Genomic DNA, 18,571 nt, shown 5'->3' with positions numbered 1-18,571 from the left:
ACCTCGAGTCGCGTGATGTCATCCACTCGTTCTGGATCATCGACTTCCTGTACAAGAAGGACATGTACATCGGCCACGACAACTCGTGGTCCTTCGCCTCCGCGGCGGTGTCGGCGGCGCGCGAGGCCGCTCCCCCCCGTGCGGCGGTCAGGACGCGCGCCACGAGCAGCTCGAGGTGCAGGCGCGGCGAGGTGGCGCCCGACATGTCGTCGAGGGCCGCGCTCACGATGTCGGCCGTGCGCGAGAGCCGGTCGGCGCCGAAGACCTCGGCCTGCTTCGCCATGCGCTCGAGGTCGTCGGCCGGCACCCCGCGCAGCACGGCCGAGGCGGCGGGGCCGGTCGCGGCGATCACGATGAGGTCGCGCAGTCGCTCCAGCAGGTCGTCCACGAAGCGACGGGGATCCTGCCCCGTCTGCACCACGCGATCCACGGCCGCGAAGGCGGCGGCCGCGTCACCGGCCGAGAAGGCGTCGATCACGCCGTCGAGCAGCTCGCCATGCGTGTAGCCGAGCAGCGCCACGGCGCGCTCGTACCCGACGCCGCCCGCCTCGGAACCCGCGATCAGCTGATCGAGGATCGACAGCGTGTCGCGCGGCGAGCCGCCCCCAGCGCGGACGACGAGCGGGAGCACGCCCGGCTCGACCGGCACGCCCTCCTGCGCGCACAGCTTCTCGACGTACTCGAGCATGGGCCCGGGCGGCACGAGCCGGAACGGGTAGTGGTGCGTGCGCGAGCGGATCGTGCCGATCACCTTGTCGGGCTCGGTCGTCGCGAAGATGAACTTCACGTGGGCCGGCGGCTCCTCGACGAGCTTGAGCAGGGCGTTGAAGCCCTGCGGGGTGACCATGTGCGCCTCGTCGAGGATGAAGATCTTGAAGCGGTCGCGCGACGGCGCGAAGATGGCGCGCTCGCGCAGATCGCGCGCGTCGTCGACGCCGTTGTGGCTGGCCGCGTCGATCTCGATGACGTCGAGCGAGCCGCCGCCGGCCCGCGAGAGCTCGACGCAGCTGTCGCACGTGCCGCACGGGGTGTCGGTCGGGCCCTCGGCGCAGTTCAGGCAGCGCGCGAGGATGCGCGCCGAGGTGGTCTTGCCGCAGCCGCGCGGCCCGGAGAACAGGTAGGCATGGCCGATCCGGTCGCCGCGCAGCGCCGTCATGAGCGGCTCGGTGACCTGCGACTGCCCGATCATCTCCGCGAAGGTCTCGGGCCGGTAGCGGCGGTACAGGGCGGTCGTCACCCGTCCAGCCTACGGCGTACCGCCGACATCGGTCCGGCCGACGGCCCCGACCGCTCCCCCGCCCGACTGTTCGCGAGGAGATCCCCGTTCACGAGGACCGATCCGGTCCGAAACGACCTCCCGAATCGAGATCTCCTCCCGATCCGTCCCGAACCGAACCGACCCGGTCCGTACCCGGGCGTCAGGCGGGCTGGCCGTTGGAGGGATCGTGGATGATCGGGATCGCGCTGGTCACCACGGGCACCGTCTCGTCGTGACCGGCCGGCAGCACGGGGTCGAGCGTCGTGCCGTCCTCGCGGCGCATCTCCGAGAACTTCTTGAGCGTGGGGCGGCCGGGGCGCACCGGGCCCTGGTCCTCGAGGGGCACGTCCACGCTCTCGCCCGGCGCGACCGTGTACCGCTCGCCGCGCACGCTGAACGTGACGGCGTCGCCCTCCTCCACCTCGGCGCGCAGGCCGTCCTGGCGCACCGACACCCGCAGGCGCGATCCCTGCCACGTGATCGGGAACGACAGCTCCGGCCAGTCGGCGGGCAGGCGCGGGTCGAAGCTCAGCTCGCCATAGTGGTCGCGCATGCCGCCGAACCCGCTCACGAGCGCCGTCCACACGCCGCCGGCCGAGGCCACGTGCACGCCGTCCGAGGCGTTGTGGTGCAGGTCGGCGAGGTCGACGAACAGCGCGTGCTGGAAGTACTCGTACGCCAGGTCGCGGTAGCCGACCTCGGCGGCCAGGATCGACTGCACGACGGCCGACAGCGTGGAGTCGCCGGTCGTCAGCGGGTCGTAGTAGTCGAAGTCGGCCAGCTTCTGCTCGGGCGAGAAGTGGTTGCCCTGCAGGAACAGGGCCAGCACGACGTCGGCCTGCTTGAGCACCTGGAAGCGGTAGATGACGAGCGGGTGGAAGTGCAGCAGCAGCGGGCGCTGCGACGCGGGGGTGTGCTCGAGGTCCCAGACCTCGCGCTGCAGGAACAGGGAGTCCTGCGGGTGGATGCCGAAGGCCTCGTTGAACGGGATGACCATGGCGTCGGCCGCGCGCTCCCAGGCCTCCGGCTCGCCGGGGTCGAGGTTCACGCGGTCCGCGAGCGCTCGGTACGCCTCGGGCGCGACGGCCGCCATCTCGCGCACCACGCGGCTGGCGGCGCGCAGGTTGTAGCGCGCCATCACGTTCGTGTAGAGGTTGTCGTTCACGACGGTGGTGTACTCGTCCGGCCCCGTGACGCCGTGGATGTGGAACGTCTCGTCGCCGTCCGAGACGCGCCAGAACCCGAGCGTCGCCCACAGCCGCGCCGTCTCGACGAGCACGTCGACGCCCTCGCGCGCCATGAAGTCGAGGTCGCCCGTGGCGCGCACGTACTTGCCGAGCGCGAAGCTCACGTCGGCGTTGATGTGGTACTGCGCGGTGCCGGCGGCGTAGTACGCCGACGCCTCCTCGCCGTTGATCGTGCGCCACGGGAACAGCGCGCCGGCCTCGTTCAGCTGCGCCGCGCGCTTTCGGGCCGCCGGCAGCATCATGGTGCGCATCCGCAGGGCGTTGCGCGCCCACAGCGGCGTCGTGTACGTGAGGAACGGGAGCACGTAGATCTCCGTGTCCCAGAAGTAGTGGCCGCTGTAGCCGGAGCCGGTGAGACCCTTGGCCGGCACGCCCCAGCCGTCGGCGCGGGCCGCCGCCTGCGCCACCTGGAACAGGCACCAGCGCGTGGCCTGCTGCAGGTCGTCGTGCCCGGCGATGCGCACGTCCGAGCGCTCCCAGAACCGGTCCATGAAGGCCCGCTGCGCGCGCTGCACCTCGCCGTAGCCCAGGTGCCCCACGCGGTCGAGCGTGCGGCGGCACCGGTCGATGAGCTCCCGCGGCGGCACGCCGCGGGAGGTGTGATAGGCCGCGAGCTTGGTGACCGTCGTCGGCACGCCGGCCTTCGCGTCGACGCGGTACACGGTCTTGGCGATGTCGGGCTCGACCTGCCCGCGGCGCGTGTACGCGTTCTCGGTCTCGATGAGGTGGTCGGCCACGAGGCCGAGCGTCATGCCGGAGTTGGCGACGCGGTACGACAGCGCCGAGCGCTCGCCGTCCTGCCAGTACTCCTGCGGCAGCAACACGCGGTCCTCGATCTCCTCGGCCTTGCGGGGATCGAAGGCCTTCGCGCCGCTCGTGGCCACGGGGGCCGTGCCGCCGTACACGTCCTCGCCGTCCTGGCGGTTGATGAGCTGGCAGCTGACGGTCACGGCGGCGTCGGCGTTGAGCACCGTCACCGTCACGCGCTGCGCGACGAGGTGCCGCTCCTCGAACGAGACGATCCGCTCCGTGTCGATCACCACCTCCTTGCCCGAGGGGGTCACCCAGCGGATGTGGCGGCGGTGCGCGCCGTCGCGGAAGTCGAGCGAGCGCTCGTACGCGCGCACGTCGGCGATGTCCAGCGCCAGCGGCTCGTCGTCCACGTAGACGCGCATCACCTTGGCGTCGGGCACGTTGACGATCGTCTGCCCCACCTCGGCGAAGCCGTACGCGCGCTCGGCGTGGCGGATCGGCCAGGTCTCGTGGAAGCCGTTGATGAAGGTGCCGTGCTCGGATCCGTGGCGGCCCTCCGGGTGGTTGCCGCGCAGGCCGATGTAGCCGTTCCCGACCGAGAAGACGGTCTCGGTCAGGCCCGTGTCCTCCTCGGAGAAGCGGGTCTCCACCAGACGCCAGGGGTCGACGGGGAAGCGGTCTCGGTCGATCATGTGCGATCCTGCTCCGAATCGGGTCTCGAGGTGCGGGAGGTCTGTGGGCGGCGCCGCTCAGCGCGACGGCGACGCCAGTTCTGCGAGGTCGGCGACGACGAGGTGGGCGCCCGCGGAGGTGAGCGCGTGCGCGCCGGCGCCGCGGTCGACCCCGACGATGAGTCCGAAGCCGCCGGCCGCGGCCGACTCCACGCCGGAGATGGCGTCCTCCACCGCGGCGGCGCGCGCCGGGTCGACGCCCAGCATGCGGGCGCCCTCGAGGAAGACGTCGGGAGCCGGCTTGGACGGCAGGTGCTCGCGCTCGGCGATCACGCCGTCCATGATCACGGGGAACCGGTCGAGCACGCCCGCGGCCGTGAGCACGTCGCGCGCGTTCTTCGAGCTCGAGACGATCGCCACCGGCGTGCCGGCGGCGGACAGCCCGTCGAGCAGCGCCATCGATCCGGGATAGGGACGGATCCCCTCCTCGGCGAGGATGCGCGAGAACACCGCATTCTTGCGGTTGCCCACGCCGCACACGGTGTCGGCCTCGGCGGGATCGGACGGATCGCCCCACGGCAGCTCCACGTCGCGGCTGCGCAGCACCGAGGCGACGCCGTCGTACCGCTTCTTGCCGTCGAGGTGGTCGAAGTAGTCGTCGTCCGAGTACGGGGGCTCCACGCCCCACTGGGCGAACAGCTCCTCGAACATCGCGCGCCAGGCGTGCATGTGCACCTCGGCGGTGGGAGTGATCACTCCGTCGAGGTCGAAGAGCACGGCGTCGTACGCCGTCAGGTCGGGCATCGGGCTCACGGCGCCAGCGTAGTCGGCTCGGCTGGATCGGGCACCGACACGGCGAGGGTCTGCCGCGCGATCTCCAGCTCCTCGTCCGTCGGCACCACGAGCACCGTCACGGCGGAGTCGTCGGCGGAGATCCGCGCCACCTCGCCGCGGCGGGCGGCGCGATTGCGCTCGGCGTCGACGCGCACGCCCGCGAAGCCGAGCGTCGCCAGCGCCGCCTCGCGCACCTCCGGATCGTTCTCGCCGACGCCCGCCGTGAACGCAATGACGTCGGCGCCGCCGAGCTGGGCGAGATAGGCGCCCGCGTAGGCGCGCAGCCGGTGCACGTACACGTCGAAGGCGAGTCGCGCGTCCTCGTCGCCGGCCGCACGCCGCGCCGCGAGATCGCGCATGTCCGACACCCCCGCGAGCCCGAGGATGCCGCTGCGTTTGTTGAGCAGGTCGTCGAGCGCGCCGGCGTCCATGCCGGCCCGCCGCTGCAGCTGCAGCAGCACGGCCGGATCGAGATCGCCCGAGCGCGTGCCCATCACGAGGCCCTCGAGCGGCGTGAAGCCCATCGACGTGTCCACCGAGCGGCCGCCGTCGATCGCCGTCACCGAGGCGCCGTTGCCCAGGTGGAACACGATCTGCCGCAGCTCGCGCAGATCGCGGCCGAGGTGCGCGGCGACCGTGGCGGCGACGTACTGGTGGCTCGTGCCGTGGAACCCGTAACGGCGGATGCGGTGGCGCTCGGCCACCTCGCGGTCGATCGCGTAGGTGTAGGCGGCCGGCGGCAGCGTCTGGTGGAACGCCGTGTCGAAGACCGCCACATGCGGGATGTCGCGGAAGGCGCGGCGCGCGGCCTGGATCCCCTGCAGGGCGCCCGGGTTGTGCAGCGGGGCGAGCACCGAGAGGTCGTCGATGTTGATCTCGACGAGGTCGGTCACCACCGTGGCCTCGAAGAAGCGCGCCCCGCCGTGCACCACGCGGTGGCCGACGGCGACGGGCGGGTGCGCGGCGAGCGAGGGTCCGTGCTCCTCGAACGCGTCGAGCATCGCGCGGAAGCCAGCGGTGTGGTCCGGGATCTCGAGCTCGCGCTCCGACTCCACGTCGTGCGCGGCGACGGAGGGCACCCCCGGCTCGGTGGGGAAGAAGAGGCGGTGCGTGGCCCGTCCCGTGGCCTCGCCGATCCGCTCCACGAGGCCGGAGGCGAGCCGGCGGCCCTCGCCGCCGGGCCGCACGTCGAGCAGCTGGTACTTGAACGACGAGGAGCCGCTGTTGACGACGAGCACCACGGTCATGTCAGCTCCCGCCCTCGGCCGCGGCCGCCTGCGCCTGGACCGCCGTGAGCGCGACGGTGTTGACGATGTCGCCCACGAGCGCGCCGCGCGAGAGGTCGTTCACGGGCTTGTTCAGCCCCTGCAGCACGGGCCCGATCGCCACGGCTCCCGCCGCGCGCTGCACCGCCTTGTAGGTGTTGTTGCCCGTGTTGAGGTCGGGGAAGATGAACACCGTCGCGCGGCCAGCGACGGTCGACTCGGGCAGCTTGGCCTTCGCGACGGCCGCGTCGCTCGCGGCGTCGTACTGGATCGGGCCCTCGATCGGCAGCTCGGGCGCCCGCTCCCTGGCCAGCTGGGTGGCGGCGCGCACCTTGTCGACGTCGGCGCCCGATCCCGACTCCCCCGTCGAGTACGACAGCATCGCCACGCGCGGGTCGATGCCGAACTGGCGCGCGGTCGCGGCCGACGACACGGCGATGTCGGCCAGCTGCTCGCTCGTGGGATCGGGGATCACGGCGCAGTCGCCGTAGACGAGCACCCGATCGGCCAACGCCATGAGGAAGACGCTGGAGACGACCGAGACGCCGGGCTTGGTCTTGATGATCTCGAACGACGGGCGGATCGTGTGCGCGGTCGTGTGCGCGGCGCCCGAGACCATGCCGTCGGCGTAGCCCAGGTGCACCATCATCGTGCCGAAGTAGGACACGTCCGTGACGGTGTCGGCGGCGCGCTCGTACGTCATCCCCTTGTGCGCGCGCAGCCGCGCGTACTCGGTGGCGAACTTGTCGACGAAGACCGGATCGAAGGGGCTGAGCACCTCGGCGGCCGAGATGTCGAGGCCGAGCTCGATCGCCCGTGCCCGCACCTCGAACGGCTCGCCGAGGATCGTCAGCTTCGCCACGCCGCGCTCGAGCAGCACGGCCGCGGCGCGCAGGATGCGGTCGTCGTCGCCCTCGGGCAGCACGATGTGCTTGATGTCGGCGCGGGCGCGCTCGAGCAGGTCGTACTCGAACATCAGCGGCGTCACGACGTCGGTGCGCGCCACGCCCAGCACGTGCGTCAGCTCGGCGGTGTCGACGTTGCGCTCGAACAGCGACAGCGCGCGGTTGTAGCGCTGCGCCGACGAGGCGGCGAGGCGCCCGCGCGTGTGCATGATGCGCACGGCCGTGGAGTAGGTGTCGCCCTGGCAGCGGATGAGGGGGATCGCCGAGCCGAGTCCCTCGACGAGGTGCTGCATGGCGTCGGGGATCTCGAACGGGCCGTTCAGCACGATGCCCGCCAGCGAGGGGAAGTTCGCCGAGTTGTTCGCGGTGAGCGCGGCCAGCAGCGCGTCGGTGCGGTCCGCCGGGATGATCACGACGGCGCCCTCCGTGAGGCGCGGCAGCATGTTCGTCATCGACATGGCGGCGACCACCACGCCGAGCGCCTCGCGGCTGAGCAGCGCCTCGTCGCCCTTCACGAGCTCCCCGTCGACCGCGCGCAGCACGTCGCCCATCGTCGGCGCCACGAGCAGCCGGTCCTCGGGGATGGCCCACACGGGGGTGTCGGGCGTGTGCGGCCGCACGGCGGCGACGATCTGCTCGGCGCGCTCGCCGTCGGCCCGGTTCACGATCGTCGCCGCGAGCTCGGCGTTGCCGTTCGCGAGCTCCCCGAGCGCGACCGCGGCGTCGTCGCCGATCCGCTCCGGCGCGCGCGCCTCGGTGAAGCCCAGGCTCTCGGGCGTTCCATGCGACTGGCGCCCGCTCAGCACGAGCAGCACGGGCGTGCCGAGGTTCGCGGCGATGCGGGCGTTGTACCCGAGCTCGGCGGGCGTGCCCACGTCGGTGTAGTCGCTGCCGAGCACCACCACCGCGTCGCACTTGTCCTCGACGGCGCGGAACCGGGCGACGATCGTGGCGAGCGCCCGATCCGGATCGCTGCGCACGTCCTCGTACGTCACGCCCACGCACTCGTCGTAGTCGAGGTCGACGCCGTCGTGGTCGAGCAGCATCTCGAGCACGTAGTCGCGCTCGCGCGTGGACCGCGCGATGGTGCGGAAGACGCCCACGCGGGGCGCGACGCGGCTGAGCGCGTCGAGCGTTCCGAGCGCCACCGTCGACTTGCCCGCGTGCCCCTCCGCCGACGTGATGTAGATGCTCCTCGCCACGTCTTCCACCCTATGCGCGACCGGCGGGGCGGGATACGGCTGCGCGAGTCGGGTTCTCCCCCGTGCGTCGCGTCCGCCCTCGGTGGGATCCTGATCGCACACCCGACGAGAGGATCGCCATGGGCGAGAGGACGCCGTTCGTGCCGCCGCGCTGGTTCGTGACGACGGCGTGGCGCGTGCATCGCGCGATCGCGCGCCGCGGACCCGGCCGCGGCCTGTGGACGACCGAGGACAAGCGGGGCTGGGGATCGCTGACGCTCACGACCCGCGGCCGGCGCTCCGGCGAGCCCCGGCTGCCCGGCGAGCGGGCGGCGGCCGTGCGATACGCCGTGCTCGGGACCATCCTCACCGAGCCGCTGCTGCTCGCCCTGCGCCGCCTCGCGCAGCAGGACGCGTCGGCGCGGCGCCTGCGGCGCGAGTGACTCCCAGCCGGCCGGAAGCCGCCGTATCCCTGCCGTTCACCTGACGGCGGAAGAGTGAGCGCGTGACCGATGCGTGGCTGGCGGGGATCGCCGCCGATCCGTGGGCGCTGGCCGTGCTGTTCGCGCTGGTCTTCGCCGACTCGTTCCTCGTCGTGATCCCGGGCGAGATCGCCGTGACGGTGCTCGGGTCGATCTCGGCCGGCAGCGGCGTGCCGCCCCTGTGGGCCGTCATCGCCGTCGCCGCGGCCGCCGCATTCTGCGGCGACGCCTGCTGCTACCTGATCGGCCGGCTGCTGCACCCCGAGCGCTGGCGGTTCTTCGCGAACCATCCGCGCTTCCAGAGCGCGCACGAGTGGGCGAAGACGCGCCTGCGCAGCCACGTGGCCATGGCCGTGTTCACCGTGCGCTTCATCCCGTTCGCCCGCCTCGTCGTCAACCTCACCGCCGGCGCCACGGGCATCCGCGCCACGCGCTACCTGCCCGTTGCGGCGATCTCCGCCACGCTCTGGGCCGCGTACCAGGCGCTCGTCGGCGCGACCATCGCCACGCTGCTGCCCGGCGGCACCATCACCGCCGTCATCGTCTCGATCGCCGCGGCCCTGCTGCTGGGCTGGGTCACCGACGCGCTCATCGCGCGCGTCGCGCCCCGCGCCGGCGGCCGCTGACCTCAGCGGGCGAGCGGCCTCAGCCGTTCGTCGCGCGCTCGACGGCCTCGGCGATCCAGTCGGCGAGGGTGTCGTCGTCGGGGTCTGTGAGCGCCGCGAAGGGCACCTGGCGTCCGCTGCGCAGGTGGAGGCGATGCGCGCCCTGCTGCAGGGCCGCCTCCAGCGCCTCGCCGCCGCCGACGGGAAAGAAGACCTCGTCGCCCGAGACGCCCACGGCCATCCGCCCGTTCACCATGAACGCGAGCGAGCCCATCATGCGCTTCTCGTCCACGTCTCCCGCGGCCTCGATGAGGGCGCGCACCCGATCGGCGAGCTCGGCGTTGTAGGCCATGGGGCGATGGTACCCACGCGGTGTCAGCGGCGGATGGCACGATGAGGCCATGACAGAGACAGCGCCCCCGGTCGTCGGCGTCGTGTTCCGTCCGCAGTCGCCGCCCGAGCAGCTGCGCGCGATCGCGCGGACGGCGGATGAGGCCGGCGTCGCGGAGCTGTGGCTGTGGGAGGACTGCTTCCTCGAGGGCGGGCTGACGGCCGCCACCGCCGCGCTCGTCTCGACGGACCGCGTGCGGGTGGGCATCGGCCTGCTGCCCGTGCCGCTGCGCAATCCCGCTCTGGCCGCCATGGAGATCGCCACGCTCGAGCGCCTCGCGCCCGGCCGGCTCGTCGCGGGGTTCGGGCACGGCGTGCTCGACTGGATGGGGCAGGTCGGCGGCCGCGTGGCCTCGCCGCTCACGCTGCTGCGCGAGTACGTCACGGCGGTGCGCGCGCTGCTCGAGGGCCAGACGGTCGACGTCGACGGGCGGTACGTGTCGCTCGCCGAGGTCGCGCTCGGCTGGCCGCCCGCGGCGGCGCCGGAGATCGCCGTCGGGGCGACGCGGCCGAAGACGCTGCGACTGGCCGGCGAGCTCGGCGACAGCGTGCTGCTCGACGCGGCCAACGACGCCGCGGCCGTGCGGGCCGCGCGCGCCGTGGTCGAGGAGGGCTGGGCCGCGGCGGGACGACCGGGGCGGCCGGTGGTGCGGGCGTTCGCGGAGATCGATCCCCGCGGCGGCGCGCTGGAGCAGCGGATCGCCGACCGGATCGGCGAGCTGGCGGACGCGGGGGCGGATGCGATCGCGATCCAGGCACCGGCCGACGCCCCGGACCCGCGCGTCCTGCTGGAGTCCCTGCCGCGCTGACGCCCTCGTCCGCGGCGGAAAAGTAAAGACTCTCCGCGCACCCGGCAGAGCCCGGTTACCCTTGCTACGTTTCCGTCCTGGGGGAGTTGGCCTGGATGCCGTCACGCGGAGAGCTGCCGACAAGTCTACCCGACGTGCGGCGCCGCGGATCCGGAGCGGCCGCCGTGAGGTCCCCGGGGAACGACCATCGCGCGCCTCGCGGACACTAGGCTGTCGCCCACAGCGACGCCCGTCATCCGAATGACTCCCGACCCGTGAGGGAGGACGCATGTCCGAGTCCACGACCGTCCGCCCCGCGGCCCCCGGCCCGGCCGGCGGCGACGGCGCCGCCGCGTTCCGCCAGGCGACCGACCTCATCGCGGCCTCCATCGAGCGCGTCATCGACGGCAAGCCCGAGGCCGTGCGCGCCGCGCTCATCGTGCTGCTGGCCGAGGGCCACCTGCTGATCGAGGACGTCCCGGGCGTCGGCAAGACGATGCTCGCGCGGGCGCTGGCGGCGTCGATCGCCGCGGACGTGCGCCGCGTGCAGTTCACCCCCGACCTGCTGCCGAGCGACGTCACGGGCGTGTCGGTGTTCGATCCGGTCGTGCGCGAGTTCGAGTTCAAGGCCGGTGCGGTGTTCGCGAACATCGTGATCGCCGACGAGATCAACCGCTCCTCCCCCAAGACGCAGTCGGCGCTCCTGGAGGCGATGGAGGAGCGTCAGGTGACGGTCGACGGCGCCACGCACGGGCTGCCCGATCCGTTCCTCGTCGTCGCCACTCAGAACCCGCTCGAGATGGAGGGCACGTACGCGCTGCCCGAGGCGCAGCGGGACCGCTTCATGATGCGCATCTCGATGGGGTACCCGGATGCGCGTGCCGAGGCGCTCATGCTGCGCCAGCGCGACGCCGCGAACCCGCTCGACGAGCTGCGCCCCGTCGTCACGACCGACCAGGTGCGCGCGCTCATCGCATGGGCGCGGTCCGTGCACGTCGCTCCCGCCATCGAGGACTACGCCGTCGCCCTCGCCCAGGCCACGCGCGCGCATCCCGAGCTGCGCCTCGGCGCGAGCCCGCGCGCCACGCTGCAGCTCGTGCGCGCCGCGAAGGTCAACGCCGCGCTCGAGGGACGCGGCTATGTGCTGCCGGACGACGTCACCGAGCTGCTGAGCCCCGTGCTGGCGCACCGCCTCATCCCCGCGCGCTCCGCGACGCAGTCGCGCCGCGCGGCCGACTCCGTGCCGGCGATCCTCGACCGGATCGCCACGACGGTGCCGGTGCCCGTGGCGGGCTGAGCCGTGACGACACGTCGGGATGCCCGGCCGGGGCCGCCGCTGACCCCGCGCGGGTGGGCGGTGCTGGCGGTCGGCATCGCGTGCCTTCCGCTCGCCGCGATCATCGGGGCGTCGGAGGCGCAGTACGTCGGCGTCGCGCTGCTGTCGCTGCTGGCCGCGTGCTGGTTCGGAGCGAGGAACGCAGGCCCCGGCGTGCGCATCGCGAGGCGCCTCTCCGAGGACTCGGTCGAGGTCGGATCGGAGACGACCGTCGAGCTGCGGATCTCCGTCGAGCCGCCGCGACGCGCACCGCGCGGTCGGTGGCGCGACATCCTGCCGCCCGGGGTGACCGGCGACGCGTCGGGCCCCCTCCCGCGTGACCGGGGCCCGCAGGCGCGCGTCGCGTACGCGGTGACCGGGGTGCGTCGCGGCCGCCACCCCGTGGGGCCGCTCGAGATCGAGGCCACCGACCCCTTCGGGCTGTGGCGGCGCACGGCGTCGCTGGGCGAGCCGACCCCCGTGCTCGTCGTGCCCCGCGCGCGCTGGCTCGAGCCGCTGCCGCGCTCGCACGGCGACGCCGGCGACGGCGGCGCGTCGGAGGAGCGTCGTGGTCGCGGCAGCGACAACCTCATCCCGCGCCCCTACGCCCCCGGTGACTCCATGCGGCGGATCCACTGGCGCGCCTCCGCGCACCGCGGATCGTTCATGGTCCGCGACGAGGAGGAGCAGACCGTGCCGTCCGCCGCGGTCATGCTCGATCTCGCGGCGCCGCGCTGGCCCGCCGAGGCCCGCTCGGGGGAGGATGCCGGATTCGAGGCGGCGGTGACCGCCTGCGTCTCGGCCGCGTGGCGCCTCGTGACCGACGGGTTCGCGGTGCGTGTGACGGACCATGCCGGCCGGCCACTCGCGGATCTCGCCGCTCCCGACGGATCGGTGCTCGAGTCGCTGGAGCGCGCCTTCGCGACCGTGATGCCCGATCGCGCGGACGCGGGCGGGGACGGCCACGGCGCCGGATTCGCGCTGCCGGCCTCGACGGGTCCGCTCGTCGTCGTGTGCGGGTCGACCGACGATCGCCTGGCCGCCGACCTCGACGCCCTCGCCCGTCACTCGTCGCTTCCCGTGCTGCTCACGCCGACGCCGCAGCGCGACGCCCTCGATCGCCTGCGCGACGGCGGCTGGGCGGCCGCGCGCCTCGGAGACGACGTGACCGCCTCCTGGGCGGCGGTCTTCGACCGCCTCTCGGCGGCACCGGGAGGCGACCGTGTCGATCGATGAGCTGCTCGCGGCCGCGCCCGCGCCCGCGGCGCCGCGGACCCCGCCGACGGCGCGCCCGCGGCGGGACCGTGGCCTGGCGGCATCCCTGGCATCCCTGCTGCTCGCCGTGGCCGCGATGCTGCCGCTGTCCGGGGTCATCCTGCCGGCCTGGCTCACCGGTGCGCTCGTGTGCATGCTCGCCGTGTGGGCCGCGGGTGCCCTCACGCGCGCGGCTCGCCCCGTGGCGCGCTTCGCCCCGCTGATCCAGGCGGTGGCGTGGATCGCCGCGACGACCGGGATCCACACCCTCTTCGCGGCGGTGGGGAGGCTCCCCGGTCCGTCGTCGCTGCTGGGTGTCGTGCCGACGCCGAGGCTGCTCACCGACATGCCGCCGCTGCTGTCGGCGGCGACGACGCAGCTCACCGAGAGCGCGGCCCCGGTGGATCCCGGCGCCCCGCTGATCTTCGTCCTCATCGCCGCGGCGGGACTGCTCGCGCTCGCGCTCGACGTGCTCGCGGTCGCCATGCGCCTGCCCGTGGCGGCGATCGCCGCCGCCGTCGCCGTGTGGATCCTGCCGCCCGCGATCACGGGCATCAGCACCGGCATGCCGCAGATCCTCGTCCTGCTCGGGGCCGCGCTGCTGCTGCTGTACGTCGACCGCCGACGGCGCTCGCCGGGCGACGCCCGCCCCGTGCAGGGCGCCGCCCTCGCCGCCGTCGCCGTCGTGACGGCGCTCGTCGTCGCCCCGTTGCTGCCGCAGCCGACCGGCTCGCTGCGCGGCCCCGGTGCCCCCACCCGCATCGACGCGTCGCTCGATCTGGGCGACGACCTGCGCCGCGTCGGCGACGCCGACGTGCTGCGCTACGTCCTGAACGAGGGCGAGGCGGCGCCGTACCTCCGCGTCGCGACGCTGTCGTCGTTCAGCGGGGCCGGATGGGAGCCCGACGAGGGCGCGACCCTGCCGGTCGGCGACGCGGTGCCCGCCGCGCTCGACGCCGAGGCGCCGGAGGGCTCGGAGCTCGTCTCGCTCGACATCGAGGTGCTGAACCTCGAGGGGCCGCTGCTGCCGGTCCCCTATCCGCTCGCGGCGCTCGACGGGGTCTCGCGGGACTGGCGGCTCGCGGATGCCAACGGCACCGTGACGGGCGGCGAGGCCGCGGGCGAGACGTACACCGCGGCCGCGGTCGTGCCGCGTCCGACGCGGGAGGCGGCGCAGGCGACGACGGCGACGATCCCCTCCCCCGGCGTCGAGGGGCTCGCGGGAGACACGCTCTCGCTGCCCCGCAGCCCACTGCTCGGTGGCATCGCCGATGCCGCGGCCGGCGTCGTCGCCGGCGAGGAGAACGACTACGACCGGCTGGTGGCGCTGCAGAGCTGGTTCCGCGGCGGCGAGTTCGCGTACTCGCTCGACGCCCCCGTGGACGACGGCTTCGACGGCTCGGACCTCGACGCGATGGCCTCGTTCCTGGATCGGCAGGAGGGCTACTGCGTGCACTTCGCGTCGACGTTCGCCGTGATGGCGCGCACGCTCGGCATGCCCTCGCGGGTCGTCGTCGGCTACCTCCCCGGCGTGCGCGGCGGCGAGTGGCTGGGGCAGGAGGCGGTGTACACGGTGCGCGCCTCGCAGCTGCACGCCTGGCCCGAGGTGTACTTCCGCGGCATCGGCTGGGTGCCGTTCGAGCCGACGCCCGGGCTGGGCGATGCGACGTCGTTCCTGCCCGAGGCCATCGCCGGCGACGGCGCCGGCGCGCAGCCGACGCCGGTCGCGCCGGCCCTGCCGACGCCCACGACGAGCGCCGCGCCGTCGCTGCCGCCGGAGGATGTGCCGGGCGGATCGGGCGACGGATCGACCGCCTACGACTGGGGCTGGCTCGTCCCGGTCGGCTGGGCGGCGGGCATCGCGGCGCTGCTCGCGGTGCCGGGCGTGGCGCGCGCGGTGCTGCGCGGGCGCCGGCTGCGCGCCGCCGCGCGGGGCGACGCGCCCGCCGCCTGGCGCGAGCTCGCCGACACCCTCGTCGACGCCGGCGAGGAGGTGCACGCGCACGACAGCCCGCGCGCCCTGGCCGCGCGGGTGGCCGCCGCCCCCGGGCTCTCGACCGAGGTGCTCGATCCCCTCGTCGACGGCATCGAGGCCGCCAGCTACGGCCCGCCGGGGGTGCGCGCCACGCGCGACCTGGCGGTGCCGCTGCGCATCATCCGTCGCGCGATCCTCCCCACCCCGCTCGCCCGCGCGGCCGCCCTCGTCGCGCCCCGGTCGCTGCTGAGCCCGCCCCGGCTGCTCGAGCTGGTGGGGTTCGGCCGCGCAGGCCGGGCCGGGTAGGATGTTCCGAGGCCCTTTCGGGGGCCGCTGGAGGATTCGCCTAGTGGCCTATGGCGCACGCTTGGAAAGCGTGTTGGGTGCAAGCCCTCAGGGGTTCGAATCCCCTATCCTCCGCGAACGAGATACGGGTGCGTCCGCCAGGACGCACCCGTATCTCGTTCATTGGGCAGAGCGATTCGAGGAGGAGCGCGGCGTCAGCCGCGCGACGGGGTCCCCTATCCTCCGCTGAACGGCTTCAGAACAGCGTCGGCGCGGTCTCGGCGGGCAGGCCCAGCGACGTGGCGGGCGCCGCGACCATGCGCGCCCCGCGCCAGGCGTCCGGCGCGTCGTCGTCCTCGCGGGCGTCGAGTCCGTGGCGCCGGATGAGCGGGCGCACGCGGCGCGCGAGCCACGTGCGGTACTCCTTCGACGCGTACGACGACCCGCCGTACAGGCGCCGGTACACGGGGACGAGCCTCGGATGCTCCCGCGCGAGCCATTGGAAGAACCACTCGCGCGCTCCCGGGCGCAGGTGCAGGGCCCCGAACACCACCCGATGCGCACCGGAAGCGGCGATCTGCGCCAGCGCATCGTCGAGGTGCTCGACGGAGTCGGTGAGCCAGGGCAGGATCGGCATCACGAACACGGTGACGCGGAAGCCGAGGTCCGCCGCCGCGCGCACGGTGGCGAGCCGCGCCGCCGCCGTCGGTGTGCCCGGTTCGACGGCCTTCTGCAGCTCGTCGTCGAAGATCGCGATCGACATCGCCAGGTCGACGGGCACCTGCTCGGCGGCCCGCGCGAGCAGCGGCAGGTCGCGCCGCAGCAGCGTGCCCTTCGTGAGGATCGACAGGGGCGTGCCGCTCTCGGCGAGCGCGGCGATGATCCCCGGCATGAGCGCGTAGCGGCCCTCGGCGCGCTGATACGGATCGGTGTTCGTGCCGAGCGCCACGAGCTCGCGCTTCCACGACCGGCGCGACACCTCGGCCGACAGCGCCTCGGCCGCGTTCACCTTCACGACGACCTGGCTGTCGAAGTCGGCCCCGGCATCCAGCTCGAGGTACGTGTGCGTGCGGCGGGCGAAGCAGTTGTGGCTGATGACGCCGTTCGCGATGAAGTCGCCGGTCCCCGTGGTGATGTCGACCATCTCCATCTCCACGCCGCGGTCCTCGACCGCCACGATTCGGAGGTCCGCCACGGTCTTCACCGCATCGCCTGCAATCGCCAGCTTGCGGGTGATCGCCGGCCGGGTCGCCTCGAAGAATCTCCGACGCGCCGGCAGGCCCCCCACCACACGGATGACGCTGACGCCGTTCGCCGCCACCGGCTCCCTCACCGATCGGATGCCGAGCGCGTCGCAGGCGGCGACGATGGCCGAGAGGATGCCCTCGTCCTTGTTGCTGATGCGCAGGATCCCGCCGGAGCAGCTTCCCTCCGCATCGAAGATCCCCGAGAGGAATCCCGCGTGCCAGTCATGATCGGGACCCTCGGGCATCTGGATGAGGCCCTCGAGCGCGGCGACGTCCGCGCGCTTTCCCGTGTGAAGAGCGAGCATCGGACGTGCGGAGGCCGAGGTGAACGGACGCGTCCGCGTCTCGATCCCCTCGGCAGCGAGGAACTCCCTCGTTCGGTCGAGCGCCTCGGTGTCGGCCAGCGCGAGGCGGAAAGCATGCTGCTCCGTCGTGCGATGCGGGTATCGGTACCGCCCGTGGAAGATCATCCCATCGCCACGGATCATCCCCGTCAGATACCCCCGCCGGAACGCCGCCGACGTCCAGCGACCCTCCGCTGTCGCCGCACCGCCGAGGCCGAAGCCCTGCAGTGCGTTGCGGATCGTGAGGTGAGGACGCCGCTCGCCGCCGCTCGTCGCGCCGATGACGTGCTTCCATCCGCGATCGGTGAGGAAGCGGTGATCACCGCTGGCGATGAGCTCCGTGCCATCGGCGAGCACAATTCGGTACGCGCGCTTCCGGCTCGCCCACTTGGCGTGGACTTCCGTCTTCACGTACCGCCGATAGGCGCCGTCGACGCGCGTTCCGACGATCTCGTCGCCGACGCGCAGTTCGCGGATGGCTCGCTGGCGGCCGTCGGCCATCAGCACGAGGGTGTCCGGGTGCACGCAGTAGAGACAGGCATGTGAGCAGCCCCGATAGGGGTTCACGGTCCACGAGAACGGCATCGGGCTCTGCGCGGGCACGCGGTTGAGGGCCGACTTCGCGGCGACCTCGTGGAACGTGATGCCCGCGAACTCCGGCGTGCGCACGGAGCGGACGAGGCCCTGCAGGCCGATGAGCGCCGGATCCGCAGATCCGTTCACCTGCTGCCCGCTCCACCTCATGCACCCAGTCGAACATCCGTACTACCGGATGTCAAGCAGGCATCGTGCGCACAGACCGGCGGCCCGGGACGCGCTCCGTCGAGCACCCCGGGCCGCCGCCCCCGCCTGTCACCCCGCGAGCGCTGCCGGTCGCGGTGCGAAATGCGGGATGGGGATCGGACGCGTCGCGCCGGGCGGCGTCACCGCGGAGAGCACCTCCGCCGCGCGCTCCAGCACGTCCCCCATCGTCGTGAACCGCTCGACGCCCCGATGCGTCGAGACCCACACCACCTCGTAGCCGTCAGCCCGTCGCTCCACGTACGCCACGACGCTCGTCGCGTCGCACGAATCGACGCTGCGGTCGCAGAGGCGCCAGGCATCCTCGCCGAGCGGAACGAGATCCAGCTGATGAACCGTATCCATGTCGACCTCCGACATCACTGTCGCCCGGCCGCGCCGGCGGTTCCAGGGGGTTGACACCCTCCCGACCGCCGGATACTCGCGCGCCGGGCGCGGGGCGTCGCCCCGCGGCGATGTCAAGCCCCGTGTGCCGCCCGGGATACCGGGCGATCATGAGACGGTCGCCGAAGCTGGCGGCACCTCGGCGCGAGCGCGAGTCCGCCGAGGGGACGAGAGGAGTGCCCGCATGTCGAACGGAACGGTTCCGCCCGTCGCCCCGCTGGACGATCCCCTGTTGCAGGCGATGATGGACGAATTCGAGGAGGACGAGCATGCCGATGGCTGGTGAGGGCGCGGACGACGAGCTCGACGAGGAGCGCGGCCCGGGCGGCCACGGCACGCAGGACGCGCCCCTCGAGGACACGCACGACACGAACGACGACGAGCGGATCGGCGGCATCGTCGCCCAGACGCGAGCCGACATGCTGATCGACACGCTGCACGGCGACGTGCGCAGCACGCTCGAGCGCCGCCTGTCGGACGCCGGCATCGAGGTCGATCCGCAGACCATGGACGACCTCGTCGCCCGGGTGGAGTCCGACGACGTGGACGTCACCGATCCCGGAGTCGAGCAGAACTGACCCGGATCA

At 73.3% G+C, this 18,571-nt stretch carries 15 protein-coding genes, 1 tRNA gene and 1 other RNA gene; 8 read left to right on the top strand and 9 right to left on the bottom strand.

What is annotated here, in order from left to right; translation table 11 throughout:
- The 5 genes from ACWDR7_RS10805 to pta form a co-directional block, all read right to left on the bottom strand.
- On the bottom strand, positions 1 to 1,237 hold a 1,237-nt coding region (locus ACWDR7_RS10805; protein ID WP_449854897.1), incomplete at its 3' end, for a DNA polymerase III subunit gamma and tau.
- Between the two features lie 181 nt (positions 1,238 to 1,418).
- Positions 1,419 to 3,950, bottom strand: coding sequence for a glycoside hydrolase family 65 protein (locus tag ACWDR7_RS10800; RefSeq protein ID WP_449854896.1), 2,532 nt, complete (start codon positions 3,948 to 3,950; stop codon positions 1,419 to 1,421).
- A gap of 57 nt (positions 3,951 to 4,007) precedes the next feature.
- Positions 4,008 to 4,733 (bottom strand): HAD family hydrolase, encoded by a 726-nt coding sequence (locus ACWDR7_RS10795; RefSeq protein WP_449854900.1) that lies wholly within the window; start codon positions 4,731 to 4,733, stop codon positions 4,008 to 4,010.
- 5 nt (positions 4,734 to 4,738) lie between these two features.
- A complete protein-coding gene (locus tag ACWDR7_RS10790) occupies positions 4,739 to 6,010 on the bottom strand; it encodes an acetate/propionate family kinase (RefSeq protein ID WP_449854895.1) in 1,272 nt (423 codons plus the stop codon).
- Between the two features lies 1 nt (position 6,011).
- Positions 6,012 to 8,135 carry a phosphate acetyltransferase gene (gene pta, locus ACWDR7_RS10785; protein WP_449854894.1) on the bottom strand — a complete coding sequence of 708 codons (2,124 nt, stop codon included), beginning with the start codon at positions 8,133 to 8,135 and terminating at the stop codon, positions 6,012 to 6,014.
- 119 nt (positions 8,136 to 8,254) lie between these two features.
- Here pta and ACWDR7_RS10780 point away from each other — a divergent pair, with 119 nt between their 5' ends.
- Together ACWDR7_RS10780 and ACWDR7_RS10775 are read left to right on the top strand one after the other, a co-directional pair.
- The gene (locus tag ACWDR7_RS10780; RefSeq protein WP_449854893.1) at positions 8,255 to 8,557 is read left to right on the top strand and encodes a hypothetical protein; all 303 of its coding nucleotides are present in this window, start codon (positions 8,255 to 8,257) and stop codon (positions 8,555 to 8,557) included.
- A 62-nt stretch (positions 8,558 to 8,619) separates the two neighbouring features.
- Positions 8,620 to 9,222 carry a DedA family protein gene (locus ACWDR7_RS10775; RefSeq protein WP_449854892.1) on the top strand — a complete coding sequence of 201 codons (603 nt, stop codon included), beginning with the start codon at positions 8,620 to 8,622 and terminating at the stop codon, positions 9,220 to 9,222.
- A gap of 19 nt (positions 9,223 to 9,241) precedes the next feature.
- Here the strand turns inward: ACWDR7_RS10775 and ACWDR7_RS10770 are convergent, their stop codons facing one another.
- Complete coding sequence (locus ACWDR7_RS10770) at positions 9,242 to 9,553, bottom strand: TfoX/Sxy family protein (RefSeq protein WP_449854891.1); 312 nt, start codon at positions 9,551 to 9,553, stop codon at positions 9,242 to 9,244.
- A gap of 49 nt (positions 9,554 to 9,602) precedes the next feature.
- Here ACWDR7_RS10770 and ACWDR7_RS10765 point away from each other — a divergent pair, with 49 nt between their 5' ends.
- Positions 9,603 to 10,400: an LLM class flavin-dependent oxidoreductase gene (locus ACWDR7_RS10765; RefSeq protein ID WP_449854890.1), complete on the top strand. Its 798-nt coding sequence runs from the start codon at positions 9,603 to 9,605 to the stop codon at positions 10,398 to 10,400.
- Positions 10,401 to 10,421: 21 nt separating this feature from the next.
- Here the strand turns inward: ACWDR7_RS10765 and ffs are convergent.
- Positions 10,422 to 10,518, bottom strand: an RNA gene (gene ffs, locus ACWDR7_RS10760) — signal recognition particle sRNA small type.
- A gap of 150 nt (positions 10,519 to 10,668) precedes the next feature.
- Here ffs and ACWDR7_RS10755 point away from each other — a divergent pair.
- The 4 genes from ACWDR7_RS10755 (at position 10,669) to ACWDR7_RS10740 (ending at position 15,343) form a co-directional block, all read left to right on the top strand.
- A complete protein-coding gene (locus ACWDR7_RS10755) occupies positions 10,669 to 11,676 on the top strand; it encodes an AAA family ATPase (RefSeq protein WP_449854889.1) in 1,008 nt (335 codons plus the stop codon).
- A 3-nt stretch (positions 11,677 to 11,679) separates the two neighbouring features.
- The gene (locus ACWDR7_RS10750; RefSeq protein WP_449854888.1) at positions 11,680 to 12,930 is read left to right on the top strand and encodes a DUF58 domain-containing protein; all 1,251 of its coding nucleotides are present in this window, start codon (positions 11,680 to 11,682) and stop codon (positions 12,928 to 12,930) included.
- A complete protein-coding gene (locus tag ACWDR7_RS10745; protein ID WP_449854887.1) occupies positions 12,917 to 15,229 on the top strand; it encodes a transglutaminase family protein in 2,313 nt (770 codons plus the stop codon). Before ACWDR7_RS10750 ends, ACWDR7_RS10745 begins: the two co-directional genes overlap by 14 nt.
- 29 nt (positions 15,230 to 15,258) lie before the next feature.
- Positions 15,259 to 15,343, top strand: a tRNA-Ser gene (locus ACWDR7_RS10740).
- 121 nt (positions 15,344 to 15,464) lie between these two features.
- On the opposite strand, the gene ACWDR7_RS10735 is transcribed toward ACWDR7_RS10740, so the two are convergent.
- Both ACWDR7_RS10735 and ACWDR7_RS10730 read right to left on the bottom strand, forming a co-directional pair.
- Positions 15,465 to 17,543: an intein-containing Rv2578c family radical SAM protein gene (locus tag ACWDR7_RS10735; RefSeq protein ID WP_449854886.1), complete on the bottom strand. Its 2,079-nt coding sequence runs from the start codon at positions 17,541 to 17,543 to the stop codon at positions 15,465 to 15,467.
- Between the two features lie 108 nt (positions 17,544 to 17,651).
- Entirely contained in the window at positions 17,652 to 17,960 is a 309-nt protein-coding gene (locus ACWDR7_RS10730) for a hypothetical protein (protein WP_449854885.1), read from the bottom strand.
- Positions 17,961 to 18,253: 293 nt separating this feature from the next.
- Between ACWDR7_RS10730 and ACWDR7_RS10725 the strand changes: the two genes are divergently transcribed.
- Positions 18,254 to 18,562 (top strand): hypothetical protein, encoded by a 309-nt coding sequence (locus ACWDR7_RS10725; RefSeq protein ID WP_449854884.1) that lies wholly within the window; start codon positions 18,254 to 18,256, stop codon positions 18,560 to 18,562.
- Positions 18,563 to 18,571: the final 9 nt, after the last annotated feature.

It is taken from the genome of Microbacterium sp. NPDC003461 (genome assembly GCF_053588335.1).
Note: the sequence above shows the minus strand (reverse complement) of the source record. Positions and strands in the feature narration are given on the sequence as shown.